The sequence below is a fragment of the Mesorhizobium escarrei genome, from assembly GCF_935825525.1.
Classification (GTDB): domain Bacteria; phylum Pseudomonadota; class Alphaproteobacteria; order Rhizobiales; family Rhizobiaceae; genus Mesorhizobium; species Mesorhizobium escarrei.
Window position 1 is genome coordinate 93,070 of the sequence record NZ_CAKXZT010000149.1, and the last position, 14,648, is coordinate 107,717.

At 61.7% G+C, this 14,648-nt stretch carries 12 protein-coding genes; 4 read left to right on the plus strand and 8 right to left on the minus strand.

Going from position 1 to position 14,648, the window contains the following annotated elements; all coding sequences use genetic code 11:
* Positions 1 to 57: 57 nt before the first annotated feature.
* The 4 genes from NMG80_RS26280 to NMG80_RS26295 form a co-directional block, all read right to left on the minus strand.
* A complete protein-coding gene (locus NMG80_RS26280) occupies positions 58 to 2,520 on the minus strand; it encodes a glycogen/starch/alpha-glucan phosphorylase (RefSeq protein WP_254020806.1) in 2,463 nt (820 codons plus the stop codon).
* A 258-nt stretch (positions 2,521 to 2,778) separates the two neighbouring features.
* Positions 2,779 to 3,561, minus strand: coding sequence for an ATP-binding cassette domain-containing protein (locus NMG80_RS26285; RefSeq protein ID WP_023802796.1), 783 nt, complete (start codon positions 3,559 to 3,561; stop codon positions 2,779 to 2,781).
* Positions 3,562 to 3,563: 2 nt separating this feature from the next.
* Positions 3,564 to 4,628 (minus strand): ABC transporter permease, encoded by a 1,065-nt coding sequence (locus tag NMG80_RS26290; RefSeq protein ID WP_236388051.1) that lies wholly within the window; start codon positions 4,626 to 4,628, stop codon positions 3,564 to 3,566.
* Positions 4,629 to 4,785: 157 nt separating this feature from the next.
* Positions 4,786 to 5,763 carry a sugar ABC transporter substrate-binding protein gene (locus tag NMG80_RS26295; RefSeq protein WP_254020860.1) on the minus strand — a complete coding sequence of 326 codons (978 nt, stop codon included), beginning with the start codon at positions 5,761 to 5,763 and terminating at the stop codon, positions 4,786 to 4,788.
* A gap of 271 nt (positions 5,764 to 6,034) precedes the next feature.
* Between NMG80_RS26295 and NMG80_RS26300 the strand changes: the two genes are divergently transcribed.
* From NMG80_RS26300 to NMG80_RS26315, 4 genes are all read left to right on the plus strand, one after another.
* On the plus strand, positions 6,035 to 7,261 hold the full coding sequence (locus NMG80_RS26300; RefSeq protein WP_254020807.1) for an ROK family transcriptional regulator: 1,227 nt from the start codon (positions 6,035 to 6,037) through the stop codon (positions 7,259 to 7,261).
* A gap of 3 nt (positions 7,262 to 7,264) precedes the next feature.
* Positions 7,265 to 7,711 (plus strand): RbsD/FucU family protein, encoded by a 447-nt coding sequence (locus NMG80_RS26305; protein ID WP_254020808.1) that lies wholly within the window; start codon positions 7,265 to 7,267, stop codon positions 7,709 to 7,711.
* Positions 7,708 to 8,631 (plus strand): carbohydrate kinase family protein, encoded by a 924-nt coding sequence (locus NMG80_RS26310; RefSeq protein ID WP_254020809.1) that lies wholly within the window; start codon positions 7,708 to 7,710, stop codon positions 8,629 to 8,631. The genes NMG80_RS26305 and NMG80_RS26310 overlap by 4 nt, the downstream gene beginning before the upstream one ends.
* A 255-nt stretch (positions 8,632 to 8,886) precedes the next feature.
* Positions 8,887 to 10,029, plus strand: a complete 1,143-nt coding sequence (locus NMG80_RS26315; protein ID WP_254020810.1) for a DegT/DnrJ/EryC1/StrS family aminotransferase — start codon at positions 8,887 to 8,889, stop codon at positions 10,027 to 10,029.
* 234 nt (positions 10,030 to 10,263) lie between these two features.
* Here the strand turns inward: NMG80_RS26315 and NMG80_RS26320 are convergent, their stop codons facing one another.
* The 4 genes from NMG80_RS26320 to cysD form a co-directional block, all read right to left on the minus strand.
* Positions 10,264 to 10,503 (minus strand): type II toxin-antitoxin system VapB family antitoxin, encoded by a 240-nt coding sequence (locus NMG80_RS26320; RefSeq protein WP_254020811.1) that lies wholly within the window; start codon positions 10,501 to 10,503, stop codon positions 10,264 to 10,266.
* A 297-nt stretch (positions 10,504 to 10,800) separates the two neighbouring features.
* On the minus strand, positions 10,801 to 11,589 hold the full coding sequence (gene cysQ, locus NMG80_RS26325; protein ID WP_254020861.1) for a 3'(2'),5'-bisphosphate nucleotidase CysQ: 789 nt from the start codon (positions 11,587 to 11,589) through the stop codon (positions 10,801 to 10,803).
* A 10-nt stretch (positions 11,590 to 11,599) separates the two neighbouring features.
* Positions 11,600 to 13,537 carry a sulfate adenylyltransferase subunit CysN gene (gene cysN / locus NMG80_RS26330; protein ID WP_254020812.1) on the minus strand — a complete coding sequence of 646 codons (1,938 nt, stop codon included), beginning with the start codon at positions 13,535 to 13,537 and terminating at the stop codon, positions 11,600 to 11,602.
* Positions 13,538 to 13,539: 2 nt separating this feature from the next.
* Positions 13,540 to 14,445 (minus strand): sulfate adenylyltransferase subunit CysD, encoded by a 906-nt coding sequence (gene cysD / locus NMG80_RS26335; RefSeq protein ID WP_254020813.1) that lies wholly within the window; start codon positions 14,443 to 14,445, stop codon positions 13,540 to 13,542.
* Positions 14,446 to 14,648: the final 203 nt, after the last annotated feature.

Sequence of the window (14,648 nt, forward strand, 5' to 3'; positions counted from 1 at the left end):
AGGCAGTGACCCTCCCCGGCACCCGGACCACATTGTTCGTGGCCTCATGCAATCACATCAAACGGGCACGTTCCAGATTTCTTTCGCATATTGGCGGATCGTGCGGTCGGACGAGAACCAGCCGACGCGGGCGACATTGCGGATTGCCTTGGCGTACCAATCCGGGCTGTTGCGCCAGACGGCGTCGACATCGCGCTGGGTTGAGGCGTAGGCATCGAAATCCGCCGCGACCATGAACCAGTCGCTCTGATAGAGGCCGTTCATCAGGTCGCGATAGCGTTCCGGATCGACAGGCGAAAAGACGCCCGATGAAACGGCAGCCACGGCCTGCGCCAGTTCGGGAGAGGATTCGATCACCGATCGCGGGTCGTAGCCGTTGCTGCGCCGCTCGGCGACCTCTTCGGTGGTCAGGCCGAAAATGAAGATGTTGTCGTCGCCGACGCATTCCTTGATCTCGACATTGGCGCCGTCGAGCGTGCCGATGGTCAGCGCACCGTTCAGCGCGAATTTCATGTTGCCGGTGCCGGAGGCTTCCATGCCGGCGGTCGATATCTGCTCTGAAAGATCGGCGGCCGGCATCATGATCTCGGCCAGGCTCACATTGTAGTTCGGCAAGAACACCACTTTGAGAAGGCTGCGAACGGCCGGGTCGCGGTTGATGACCTTGGCGACGTCGTTGGCGAGTTTGATGATCAGCTTGGCGTTGTGGTAGCTGGGCGCCGCCTTGCCGCCGAAGAACTTGACGCGTGGCATCCAGTTGCGCTCGGGATGGGAGCGGATCTGGTCGTAGAGCGCGACTGTTTCGAGGATGTTGAGGAGTTGGCGCTTGTATTCGTGGATGCGCTTGATCTGGATGTCGAACAGCGCCGAGGGATCGACCTTGATGCCGAGGCGGTCGGCGACGAGATTGGCAAGTTTGACCTTGTTTGCCCGCTTGACTGCCGCGAACTTGTCGCGGAAGGCGGCGTCGTCGGCAAAGGCATCGAGCTCCTTGATCGCGTCTATATCGTCGAGAAAGCGGTCTCCGATCGCCTCGCGGGTAAGCGCGGTGAGACCGGGATTGCACTGGATCAGCCAGCGCCGCGGCGTGATGCCGTTGGTCTTGTTGTTGATACGGTCGGGATAGAGCCGGTGGAGTTCGGCAAACACCGTTTCCTTCATCAGCTCGGTGTGAAGGGCAGAGACGCCGTTGATCGAGTGCGAGCCGACAAAGGCCAGATTGCCCATGCGCACCCGGCGCTCGCCGTTTTCCTGTATCAGCGAGATCTGGCTGATCTGCTCGTCAGAAAACTGGTCGGAGGCGCGCGCCTCCAGCAGCACTTCCGCGTTGATGGCGTAGACGATCTGCATATGGCGCGGCAACAGCCGCTCGAACAGCGGCACCGGCCAGCTTTCGAGCGCTTCGGGAAGCAGCGTGTGGTTGGTGTAGCCGAAGGTGCGCTTGGTGATGCTCCAGGCCTCGTCGAAATCCATGCCGTGGACATCCATCAACAGGCGCAGCAGCTCGGCCACTGCGATGGCCGGATGGGTGTCGTTCAGATGGATCGCCGCTTTGTCGGGCAGCGACTGCAGGTCGCCATACTGGCTGAGATGACGCTGAATGATGTCCTGCAACGATGCGGTGGAAAAGAAATACTCTTGCCTGAGCCGCAGCTCCTGACCGGCCTTGTGGGAATCAGCAGGGTAAAGGACGCGCGACAAGGCATCGGCCTTGTTGCTTTCGGCGAGCGCGCCGATGTGGTCGCCGGCGTTGAACTTGTCAAGCAGGATCGGATCGATCGGCATGCCGGACCAGAGCCGCAGCGTGTTGACGCGGTTGGCCCGCCAGCCAACCACCGGTGTATCGTAGGCAACCGCCAGAACGTGTTCGATCGGCTTCCAGACGTGGCGCTCAAGCCTGCCGTCCTTTGAGGTGATCGATTCCACCGAGCCGCCGAAGCCGACCTCGAAGGCGCGTTCGCGCCGCTCGAACTCCCAGGGGTTGCCGTGATCGAGCCAGGTTTCGGGCAGCTCAACCTGCCAGCCGTCATGGATCTCCTGACGAAACATGCCGTTGGCGTAACGAATGCCATAGCCATGCGCGGGGATGTCGACGGTTGCCATGCTTTCCATGAAGCAGGCGGCGAGCCGGCCGAGACCGCCATTGCCAAGCGCTGCATCTGGTTCGAGGGCCGCGATGAGGTCAAGGTCGACGCCCAGAGACCGCAGCGCTTCACGCATATTGTCCATCAGACCGAGATTGGAGAAGGCGTCGCGCATCAGGCGGCCGATGAGGAATTCCAGTGATAGGTAATAGACGCGCTTTTCCTGATGGGCGTAGGCCTCTTGCGTCGCCTGCATCCAATGATCGACGATATGGTCGCGCACGACCTTGATCGAGGCGGTGAGCCAGTCGTATTGCGTCGCGACGCTGGTACCCTTGCCGAGCCTGTATTTGAGGGCCTTCAAGACTTCGTCGGCAAGCGCCTTGGGATCGGAGTTTTCGAGAATGGGAGCTTCGGTTGTCATCGCGCGCGTCATGCTGCCTCTCGTGCGGTTGCCATGATCATACCGGCTTTCACCATTCCTCCCAGCCCATGCTATCGCATATTGTTAAGCGTTCAATCGAGTTAGATTGCCGCGGAGAAGCTTACTCAACGGCAATTAGAACTTAAAGCGCATCGCGTTTGGGCGGCCTATGCGACGCGCCTTAAGTTCTTGCTTATGTGCATGTCGTCATCCCAAAACCGCTGCGCACCCTCGGTTCACGCCCGAGGGCATGCCTTTGGGCGACATGCATCAGGCCGCCAGTGCCGCCTCCGGCGGAAGCTTCGCTCCGGTCATGAAGGCGACGGCGTCGGACATCGTATATTGCTTGGGATCGATGACGCAGAGGCGACGGCCCAGCCGATGGATATGAATGCGGTCGGCCACCTCGAAGACATGTGGCATGTTGTGCGAAATCAGCACGATCGGCAGGCCGCGCTTCTTCACGTCGAGGATCAGTTCGAGCACGCGGCGGCTCTCCTTGACGCCTAACGCCGCCGTCGGCTCATCCATGATAACCATTTTCGAGCCGAAGGCGGCGGCGCGCGCCACCGCCACGCCTTGGCGTTGGCCGCCCGACAGCGTTTCCACGGCCTGGCTGATGTTCTGGATGGTCATCAGGCCAAGTTCGGTGAGCTTGTCGCGGGCGCGCTTTTCCATTGCCGGGCGGTCGAGCATGCGCAGCCAGTCGCCCAGAAAACCCGGTTTGCGGATCTCGCGACCGAGGAACATATTGTCGGCGATCGACAGGGCCGGCGACAGCGCCAGGTTCTGATAAACGGTTTCGATGCCGGCTTCACGGGCCTCGATGGGCGACTTGAAGAGCACCTGCTTGCCGTCCAACTCGATGATCCCCTCGTCCGGGACAACGGCGCCCGAGATCGCCTTGATCAGCGTCGACTTGCCGGCGCCATTGTCGCCGATCACGGCCAGGATTTCTCCCGGATAGAGATCGAAGTCGCAGCTGTTCAGTGCGGTAACGCGGCCGTAGCGCTTGACGAGGCCGCGCGCGGTGAGGATGGGCTCCTGGGTCATGGTTACACCGAAACCTTTCTGATCCACTGGTCGATCGCCACGGCGCCGATGATCAGCACACCGGTGAGCAGCACTTTCCATTGCGGATCGGCGCCCAGCATGTTGAGGCCCATCGAAACGACGCCAACGATCATCGCGCCGAACAGCGTGCCCAAAATCGAGCCGCGCCCGCCGAAGAGGGAAATGCCGCCGATCACCGTCGCGGTGATCGCCTGCAAATTGTAGTCGGTGACGGCGGCGGACGGCGAGATCGAGCCGTTGCGGCCGATGGAGACCCAGGCAGCGAAAGCGGCGATCAGCCCGGCAAGCGTGTAGACCGAAATCAGCACCTTCTTGGTCTGGATGCCCGACAGCTTCGCCGCTTCCGGATCGTCGCCGACAGCGTAGACATGACGGCCCCATGCGGTGTGATTGAGCACGTACCACAAGAACAGCACCAACACGACCATGGCAATGACACCGAACGTCAGCACCGCCGTGCCGACCTTGAAGTTCAGGCCGAACAGATGCAGCAGCGGCGCCTGGACGTCGACGTCGGCGTCACGGATCGTCTCATTGGCCGAATAGATGAAGTTCGTGGCCATGACGATGTTCCAGGTGCCGAGCGTGACGATGAAAGGCGGCAGCTTCATGTAGGCGACCAGCAGCCCGTTGAGCAGCCCGCAGGCCCCGCCGGCGGCAAGCCCGATCACCACGGCAAGCAAGGTCGGCAGACCATAGGTGACCGCGCAATTGCCCATGATCACGGCCGAAATGACCATGATCACGCCGATTGACAGGTCGATGCCGGCTGTCAGGATGACCAGCGTCTGCGCGGCTCCGAGAATACCAACGATGGCGATCTGCTGGAGGATCAGCGTCAGCGTGTAAGACGAAAAGAACCGTCCTCCGATGGTGACGCCGAAGACAGCGATCGACAGAACCAGCACGATCAGCGGCACCGCAGCCGGAGTGGAATGCAGGAAATGCTGGATGCGCTTGACGAGCGACGTGCCATGCTCGTCAAAAGCAGCAACGCTTGTCTCGCTGTTCGCGAGAGCCTTTTCGAATTCCTGAACCTGAGACATGTTTCCTCCCATGAGGCTTCAGCCACGCGCCGACGCCCGTCCAACCATTCCCGATCTGCCGTCGGTATTGTTCGCGCTTGCGATTACCGCATCGTCCACCCGAAGCGGCCGGGGATCAAGCCCCGGCCGATCAGTCCTGTTGCCTGTCAGACCGGCATCAGCCCCAGCACTTGGCGAGGCCTTCCTTGGTGTCGATGGACTTCACGCCCTCTGCGGGCTTGTCGGTCACGAGGTTGACGCCGGTGTCGAAGAAATCCTTGCCTTCGGTCGGCTTGGGTTTTGTCCCGTCCTTGGCGTAAGCGGCGATCGCTTCGATGCCGAGTGCCGCCATCTGCAGCGGATATTGCTGTGAGGTCGCACCGATCACGCCCTCGGCGACCGACTTCACGCCGGGGCAGCCGCCGTCAACCGACACGATCAGCACATTGCCTTCGAGGCCCACGGCCTTGAGCGCCTGGTAGGCGCCGACGGCTGCCGGCTCGTTGATGGTGTGGATGACGTTGATGCCGGGGTCCTTCTGGAGAAGGTTCTCCATGGCCTTGCGGCCGCCTTCTTCGTTGCCGTTGGTGACGTCGTGGCCGACGATACGCGGATCGTCCTCATCGCCGATCTTGTTGGGGTCCTTCACGTCGATGCCGTAGCCCATCATGAAGCCCTGGTCGCGCAGCACGTCGACCGTCGGCTGCGAGGGGGTCAGGTCGAGGAAGCCGATCTTGGCATCCTTCGCCTTGTCGCCGAGTGTCGCCGCGGCCCACGCGCCGATCAGCTTTCCAGCCTCCAGATTGTCGGTTGCGAAGGTCGCGTCGGCGGCGTCGAGCGGATCAAGCGGCGTGTCCAGCGCGATCACGAGCAGACCGGCGTCACGTGCCTTCTTCACCGCCGGGACGATGCCCTTGGTGTCCGACGCGGTGATCAGGATGCCCTTGGCGCCGTCGGCGATGCAGCTTTCGATCGCCGCCACCTGGCTTTCGCTGTCGCCGTCGATCTTGCCGGCGTAGGCTTTGAGGTCGACGCCAAGTTCTTTAGCCTTGGCAGACGCGCCTTCTTTCATTTTGACGAAGAACGGGTTGGTATCGGTCTTGGTGATCAGGCAGGCGCCGACATCGGCGGCGGACGCAGCCGAGGTGAACGCCATGAGGCCCAGTCCGGCCGCGGCAAAAACGGTGGATCTTAGCAGTGCTGTCTTGGTCACGATTTTCCTCCCAGGGGAACGAGTTCGGATGCCGGCCAACCGGCATCTGCACAAAGCATCCAGACGACTTCTCCCGGCGTGGACGCTTGCCCCAAGAGAATACCAGACTGAGGTTTCTGTCAATAATTAAATCACTCTTATTTATTATTGACAGCGTGGCGCCGGTCACTCATTCTGGCCAAAAGCATTGTGGAAAACGACGGGAGGAGAAGGGGTGGAGACCGGCATCACGAGGCACGGTTCGCCCGAGGCAGCCAAAAGCCGCATTCACCGCGGCACCAACCAGAGCGGCATGCGGGACCACAATGAGCGGCTGGTGCTGTCGCTGGTGCGTCAGCACGGCAGCCTGGCGAAGTCCGACATTGCGCGCATGACCGGACTTTCGGCCCAGACGGTTTCGGTCATCATGCGCGAGCTCGAGGAGGACAACCTTCTTGTCCGCCAGGCGCCGCTGCGCGGCAAGATCGGCCAACCTTCCATTCCGATGGCGCTCAATCCCGATGGCGCTTATTTCATCGGCCTGAAGATCGGCCGTCGCAGCGCCGAACTCGTGCTGATCGATTTTCTCGGCAATGTGCGCTCGATGCTGCAGCATTCCTACCGCTATCCGGCACCACGCGAGACGGTCGAATTCGTCACCTCCGGCATGAAGACGATGCGCGGCGAACTCACCCCGGCGCAGGACAAGCGCATTGCCGGACTTGGCATCGCCATGCCGTTCGAATTGTGGAGCTGGGCCGATACGGCAGGTGCGCCGCGCGAAGTCATGGACGAATGGCGCCACCGAGACATCCGCGCCGACATCCAGGCACAGTGCGAATTCCCGGTCTACCTGCAAAATGACGCCACCTCTGCCTGCGGCGCCGAACTGGTGTTCGGCAAAGCGGGTACAGCACGCGACTTCATCTATTTCTATATCGGTGCCTTCGCCGGCGGCGGCATCGTGCTGAACGGTCACCTGTTCGGCGGACCGACCGGCAATGCCGGCGCGCTGGGTTCGATGCCGGTGCCTGGACCGGACGGCAAGCCGACCCAATTGATCGACGTGGCGTCGATCGCCATGCTGGAAAAGGCACTCAACGCGCGCGGCGTCGAAGCCTCACATCTGTGGACGTCACCGGAGGATTGGGGCGAAATCGGCGTCGAGCTCGACGTTTGGATCGCCCGCGCCTCGCAGGCGCTCGCCTATGCCATTGTGGCTGCGTCATCGGTTATCGATTTCGAGGCGGCGGTGATCGACGGATGGATGCCGAAGGCCGTGCGGCGCCGGCTCGTCGATGCCGTTATCGATGCTATCGGCAAGATTGACGGTGAAGGCCTGAAGCTTCCGGCCGTGCGCGAGGGGACTGTCGGCATTCATGCACGTGCCCTGGGCGGTGCCAGCCTGCCGCTTTCCGAGCGCTTCCTCATCGGCTCGACCACGATTTCCAGGAGTGCCTGAGCGATGCTGATCGGAATCCCGGTGCTGCTCGGTCCACAGCTGCTGGCGACGCTGCGTGCCATGGGTCATGGCGATGAGATCGCCCTTGTCGACGGAAACTACCCGGCGAAAGAGCAGGCACAGCGGCTCATCCGCGCCGACGGTCATCATCTCGTTCCGATGCTCGACGCCATCCTCAGCGTATTGCCTGTCGACGACGCAGTGCCAGAGGCGCTGTTTCGCGCCTCGGTCAAGGGTGATCCCCTGCTTGCCGATCCCGTTCATCACGAGATGGAGGCGATCTGCGCCAAGCGTGCTCCGGGCCGCAGGGTGGTTGCGCTTGCCGGCGCCGACTTTTATCAACGGGTCAGGTCCGCACACGCGATCGTCGCGACAAGCGAGCCGCGGCTCTACGCCAACATCATCATCCGCAAGGGTGTGATCTATCCGCCGGAGAACAGGAAATCATGATCCTCTGTTGCGGCGAAGCCCTGATCGACATGCTGCCACGCACCACGACGCAGGGCGAGCCGGCCTTTGCGCCCTATGTCGGCGGCGCGGTGTTCAACACGGCAATAGCGCTCGGCCGGCTGGGAGCACCCGCCGGTTTCTTTTCCGGCCTGTCGTCGGATCTGTTCGGCGGCCAGTTCAGGGAGGCGCTGGGGGCAAGCAAGGTCAGCTCCACCTATGCGCACACATCGCCCCGGCCGACGACGCTTGCCTTCGTGCGGCTGGACGACGGCCAGGCGACCTATACGTTCTACGACGAAAACACCGCTGGACGGATGCTGACCATCGACGATCTGCCGAAACTCGGCAGCGAGATCGAAGCCATGCTGTTCGGCGCCATCAGTCTGATCTCGGAGCCGGCCGGATCCGCTTATGAGGAATTCATGCGGCGGGAGCACAGTCGCCGCGTCATGATGCTCGACCCCAACATCCGGCCCAATTTCATACCGGACAAGGCCAAGCATCTCAGGCGCATCCGCTCAATGATGGCCATGGCCGACATTGTGAAACTGTCGGACGAGGACCTCAACTGGTTCGGCGAAGCCGGCTCGCACGAGGACGTCGTCCGCAACTGGCTGGAGCGCGGCCCGACACTGATCGTTGTTACCCATGGCAGCGAAGGCGCCGTCGGCTACACCAGGGATCACAAGGTCACGGTCGTGCCGGACAAGGTCGAGGTGGTCGATACGGTCGGCGCCGGCGACACGTTCAACGCCGGAATCCTGGCCTCGCTGCACGAGCAAGGGCTGCTGTCGAAGGAGGCGATCGCCAATCTGTCGGAAGACGCCATCCACAGGGCGCTGGCGCTTGGCGCCAAGGCTGCGGCGGTAACCGTGTCGCGGGCCGGCGCCAATCCGCCCTGGCGGCATGAAATCGCCTGATTGGACGGCGATGCGCTGAAGACGCGCAGGACGTCAATCACTTTATGTTTCGCCCAGCCGAGCGCGTGCGACACGAAGGCCGTATCGTGCGCAACAAAGCCCCGGATTTCCGGCGTCTGATGGGGACCTGTCGGACTGACAGGTAACAGGCTGCGACATTTGAGCAATTCGTGGTTTGGTCCGTGCAGCTTTCTCGGCCGCGCCAAGTCTGATACCAGCGGCCGGTTATCTGGCTAGTCCCGTTTTGAGGCCGACATGCATTTCATCGATCTAGGCGCGCAACGCGAACGAATCCGCGACAGGCTGAAGGCAGCCATCGACCGCGTCGTCGACGAGGGGCGCTATATTCTGGGACCTGAGGTCACTGAATTCGAAAACAAGCTCGCCGCCTATATCGGCACCAAGCATGTCGTCGCCTGCGCCAACGGCACCGACGCACTGCTGTTGCCGCTGTTTGCGGCCGGCATCGGCCCAGGTGACGCGGTGTTCGTGCCGAGCTTCACCTTCGCCGCCACGGCGGAAGTGGTGGCGCTGGCCAAGGCCGAGCCGGTTTTCGTCGATGTCGACCCCCAGACCTATAATATTGACATCGCCAGCCTTGAGGCGGCCATCGCCATGATCAAGGCGGAAGGCCGGCTGAAGCCAAAGGCGATCATTCCCGTCGACCTGTTCGGGCTCGCCGCCGATTACGAGGCGATCATGGCCATCGCCAACCGCGAAGGGCTGATGGTGATCGAGGATGCCGCGCAGGCGATCGGCGGCTCGATCGACGGCAAGATGCTGGGTTCGTTCGGAGCGGTCGGATCGACCAGCTTCTACCCGGCAAAACCGCTCGGCTGCTATGGTGACGGCGGCGCGATGTTCACCAACGACGATGCGCTGGCCGAGCAACTTCGCTCGTTCGCCTTCCACGGCAAAGGCGAAACCCAATATGACAATGTCCGCGTCGGCATCAATTCGCGGCTCGATACTCTGCAGGCGGCGATCCTGATCGAGAAGCTGGCCATTCTCGAAGACGAGATGGTCGCCCGTCAAGCGGTCGCCAACCGGTATGCCGAAGGCCTCGGCGACATCGTCAAGGCGGCGCGCAACCTGGACGGCGGCCGTTCGGCTTGGGCGCAATATGCCATCGAGACGCCGAAGCGCGACGGGCTGAAGGCGTATCTCGGGGAAAAAGGCATCCCGTCGGTGATCTATTACGTGAAGCCCTTGCACAGCCAGATCGCCTACCGCGATTATCCGCGCACGCCGACAGGTCTTGCCGTTTCGGAGGAGCTGCCGAAGCATATCCTATGCCTGCCCATGCATCCCTATCTGAGCGAGGCCGACCAGGACCGGATCATCGAAACGGTCCGTAACTATATCGGCTCGAATTCGGCGCAAATCGCCGCAGCATAGAGCCTGACACGCGCGATCGCCGGTATATCCCCAGCGCTACGCCGATCGCGTGCGGTATCAACAAAGTCAGGCTGCCTCGCGCGTAGAGTTGCGAAACAGCCCAACTGTTCCCTCCCCCGACAAATGTGATCGGCCGTGGCTGGCGCGCGGCATCGAGCGCCGCCGCAAGGTAAGGTCCTCGGCCTCAGGCTCTTCCGTCACCAATGGCGATGATTGCAGACGCATCGACGAACATCAGTAGTCACGGCTGAGGTCATCGAAAAATGCCTTGTCCGCCGCAAGGCCGGTGTCCGGATAGGCCGCGATCTTCGCCCGCAAAGGCTTCAGCCGCTCCCACAGAGGGATCGCCTCCTCGGCACGGCGCAATTCGTTCTCCAGGGCTAGCTTCACGGCAGCCGTCTTGTTCAAGCGCGTGCGCGCGGCCAGCTTTTCGGCAAGCCTGTTTACCTCTTCACTACGAATGTTGAGCGGCATTAGCCAATTCTCCTGTGTGTAGACGACACCCGTTCATCAGGACAGCATAAGGTTTTTTGCCGTCTGGCCGCTGCCGCCCGCGTATCTCGCCAAGCGCAAGGACATTCTTGCCATGCGCGAGGAGCTCTTCCAGGTTGTTGCGAGCGGCACGGTAGGATCCCGGTCCAACTCCGCATGCCGCCTGCCCAGGCGTACCGCCGGGTTCGAAGGAAAGCAACGACCTGCGCAGCGATCCTGTGCTGCCGTAGCTTTTGAGGATCGTCCGCCCGACCCTGCAAGCCAGCGACACAATCATCGTCAGGTTGGCCGGGCCACCTTGCCGCTAGCAATGAAATGCGGATTGGCGAAATCCTCGTCGTCGCTCTGGTTACGCTTGCCATAGGCCAGCGGCTTACCGTCAAGCGTGTGCGTCATGCCGCCGGCGGCACGCAACACCGCGTCACCCGCCGCGGTGTCCCATTCCATGGTGCGGCCGAAGCGCGGATAGACGTCGGCCTCGGCTCCGGCGACAAGACAGAATTTCAGCGACGAGCCGACCGAGACGATCTCGGCAGCGCCCACCGTGCGGATATAGGCTTCAGTCTCGGGCGTATTGTGGGACCGGCTGGCGACGACGGTCAGTGGCGCCACGCCCGCCCTCACCGAGATCGGCCGACGGCCGACGATCTGGTAGTCGCCATTGACTTCAATTGCCTCAGCCCTGCCCGGCCGGCCGGAAAAGAAGCGTCCGGTGCATGGCGCAAAGACGACACCGATCTCCGGCACGCCGTGGCGAACGAGCGCGATGTTGACGGTGAAGTCGGTCCTGCGGTTGACGAATTCCTTGGTGCCGTCGAGTGGATCCACCAGGAAGAAGGCGTCGTCGAGATCCGGCGGCACGATGCCGGCCGATGCCTCTTCCTCAGCCACGCAAGGGATATAGGGGAACGCAGCGCGCAGCCCGGCGAGAATGATCTTTTCGCTCTGGCGATCGGCTTCGGTCACTGGCGAGTTGTCTGATTTCTGGTCGACTGCGCAGCCGGCATCAAAAACTCGCATCACCTCCCGCCCCGCCGCCAGGGCGAGGCGCTCGAACAAGCCGAGCATCGCTTCGTCTTCAGATACCGCCGCCGCTATCATATTGGTTTTCGGCAATGTCGCGCTCGTTCAGCCAGAGTTCCAGGGCCTCTACCATCTCCTCGGCGGACTTGCCGAGCGTCTTGAGATGGATTTCGGGGTTTTCCGGGGCTTCGTACGGTGAATCGACGCCGGTGAAATTTTTGATTTCGCCATTCAACGCCCGCGCATAGAGGCCCTTCGGATCGCGTCTGGCGCATTCCTCAAAGGGTGTGTCGACAAACACCTCGACGAATTCACCGGTGGCCATCAATTCTCTCGCCATGCGCCGCTCGGCGCTGAATGGCGAAATGAAGGAAACAATGACGATCAGCCCGGCATCGGCCATCAGGCGCGCCACTTCGGCCACGCGGCGAATGTTTTCGACGCGGTCGGCGTCGGTGAAGCCAAGATCGCGATTGAGGCCGTGGCGGACATTATCGCCGTCCAGGATGTAGGTATGCCGGCCGGTGGCGAACAGCTTCTTCTCGAAAAGGTTGGCGATCGTCGACTTGCCCGACCCCGAGAGCCCGGTGAACCAGAACACGGCAGGCCGCTGGTTCTTCAGATCGGCGCGGCCATGCTTGCCGACATCGAGCGATTGCCAGTGGATGTTTTCGGCGCGGCGCAGCGAATGCAGGACCATGCCGGCGCCGACCGTGGCGTTGGTGATACGGTCGATCAAGATGAAGGCGCCGGTCGTGCGATTCTCGGAGAACGTATCGAAGGCGATCGGCGCTCGCGTCGAGACATTGCAAATGCCGACCTCGTTCATTTCCAGCGACTTGGCCGCCTCATGGGCAAAGTCGTTGACGTTGACGCGGTATTTCAGGTCGGTGACGGTTGCGCTGGCCTGATCGGTTTCCGTCCGCAGGATATAGGAACGGCCCGGCAGCAGCGCGTGCTCGTCGAACCAGACGATGTTGGCGGCGAACTGGTCGGCGACCTGCGGCCGCGCCGCCGGCGACACCAGCATGTTGCCGCGCGAGACCTCGACCTCGTCGTCGAGGACAAGGGTGATGGCCTGGCCAGCCACCGCCTGGCTCAGATCGCCGCCGTGCGAGACAATGCGCCTGACATGAGCGGACTTGCCGGATTTGGCGACAACGACTTCGTCGCCCGGTGAGACCGAACCGGATGCGATCGTGCCGGCAAAACCGCGAAAATCGAGATTGGGGCGATTCACATACTGCACCGGAAAACGGAACGGCAGTTCGACAACGGCTTCATCGACCGACACGGTTTCCAGGTGTTCAATCAGCGTCGGGCCGGAATACCATTCTGTTCTATCGGAAGGGGCCGTAACGTTGTCACCATAGCGGGCCGACATCGGAATGGACACGATCGACTGAAAACCGAGTTCACGTGAGAACTGCGCGTAGTCTGCGACGATCCGTTCGAACACGGCCTGGTCGAAGCCAACGAGATCGATCTTGTTGACGGCGAGCACGATGTGCCGGATGCCGAGCAGCGAGGCGATGATCGAGTGGCGCCTGGTCTGGCGCAGCACGCCCTGCCGGGCGTCGATCAGCACGATGGCCAGATCGGCGGTCGACGCGCCCGTCGCCATATTGCGCGTGTACTGTTCGTGGCCGGGCGTGTCGGCAACGATGAATTTGCGTTTTGGCGTGGCAAAAAAGCGATAGGCGACATCGATGGTAATGCCCTGCTCGCGCTCGGCCTCGAGGCCATCGACCAGCAGCGCGAAATCGATGTCGTCGCCCGTCGTCCCATGCTTGCGCGAATCGCGCTCGAGCGCGGCAAGCTGGTCCTCGAAAATCTGCTTGGTGTCCGAAAGCAGGCGCCCGATCAGCGTCGACTTGCCATCGTCGACGGAACCGCAGGTCAGGAAGCGCAGCAGCGACTTTCGTTCCTGCACCGCCAGATAGTCACGAATGCCGTCGGTGGGGGCGAGGCTCTTGGCCATGATGTGGCGCATGCTCAGAAATACCCCTCGCGCTTCTTCTTTTCCATCGAGCCGGCTTCATCACGGTCGATCAGGCGGCCCTGCCGTTCGGATGTGCGCGCCGTGAGCATTTCGCCAACAATGGCCTCCAGCGTGTCGGCGTCCGATTCGATCGCACCGGTCAGCGGATAGCAGCCGAGCGTGCGGAACCGTACCAGCCGGTTCTCCACCGTCTCGCCGGGACGCAACTCCATGCGGTCGTCATCCCTCAGAATGAGCATGCCGTCACGTTCGACGACCGGCCGCTCCTTGGCAAAATAGAGCGGCACGATCGGGATCTCTTCCTGGAGAATGTACTGCCAGATATCGAGTTCGGTCCAGTTCGACAACGGAAACACCCGGATCGATTCACCGGTCGCGATGCGGGTATTGAATATCTTCCACATCTCCGGCCGCTGGTTCTTCGGGTCCCAGACGTGCTGGGCATTGCGGAAAGAGAAGATCCGCTCCTTGGCGCGCGATTTCTCCTCGTCGCGCCGCGCCCCGCCGAAGGCTGCATCGAAGCTGTATTTATCGAGCGCCTGTCGCAGCGCCACGGTCTTCATCACATGCGTATGGGTGTTCGAGCCATGGTCGAAGGGATTGATATTATCGCGCACACCATCGCCGTTGACATGGACCAGGAGATCGAAGCCGAGCTTCTGCGCCATCTGATCGCGAAAGGCGATCATCTCGCGGAATTTCCAGGTTGTGTCGACGTGGAGAAAGGGAAAGGGCGGCTTGGCCGGATAAAACGCCTTCATCGCAAGATGCATCAGCACGGAGGAATCCTTGCCGACCGAATAGAGCATGACCGGCTTGGCGAAGGTCGCTGCAACCTCGCGAAAGATATGGATGGATTCGGCTTCAAGCCGCTGCAGATGCGTTAGCGCGATGTTCATGGACTTTAAGCGTTCTCTCGTGCCGCCCAGATCTTGCATCGATGCATCAGGCGCAATTTTGCAGCGGCCCGGTTCAAGCTTCACTTCTGGACGATGTTCTTTCGTGCAGGCGTTCTAGCAGATCGCCATTGTCTATAACAATGCAAGACAAGCCTGCGCTGGAGTGGTTCGAGAATGAATTTTCCACGCAGGGACCAGAACTC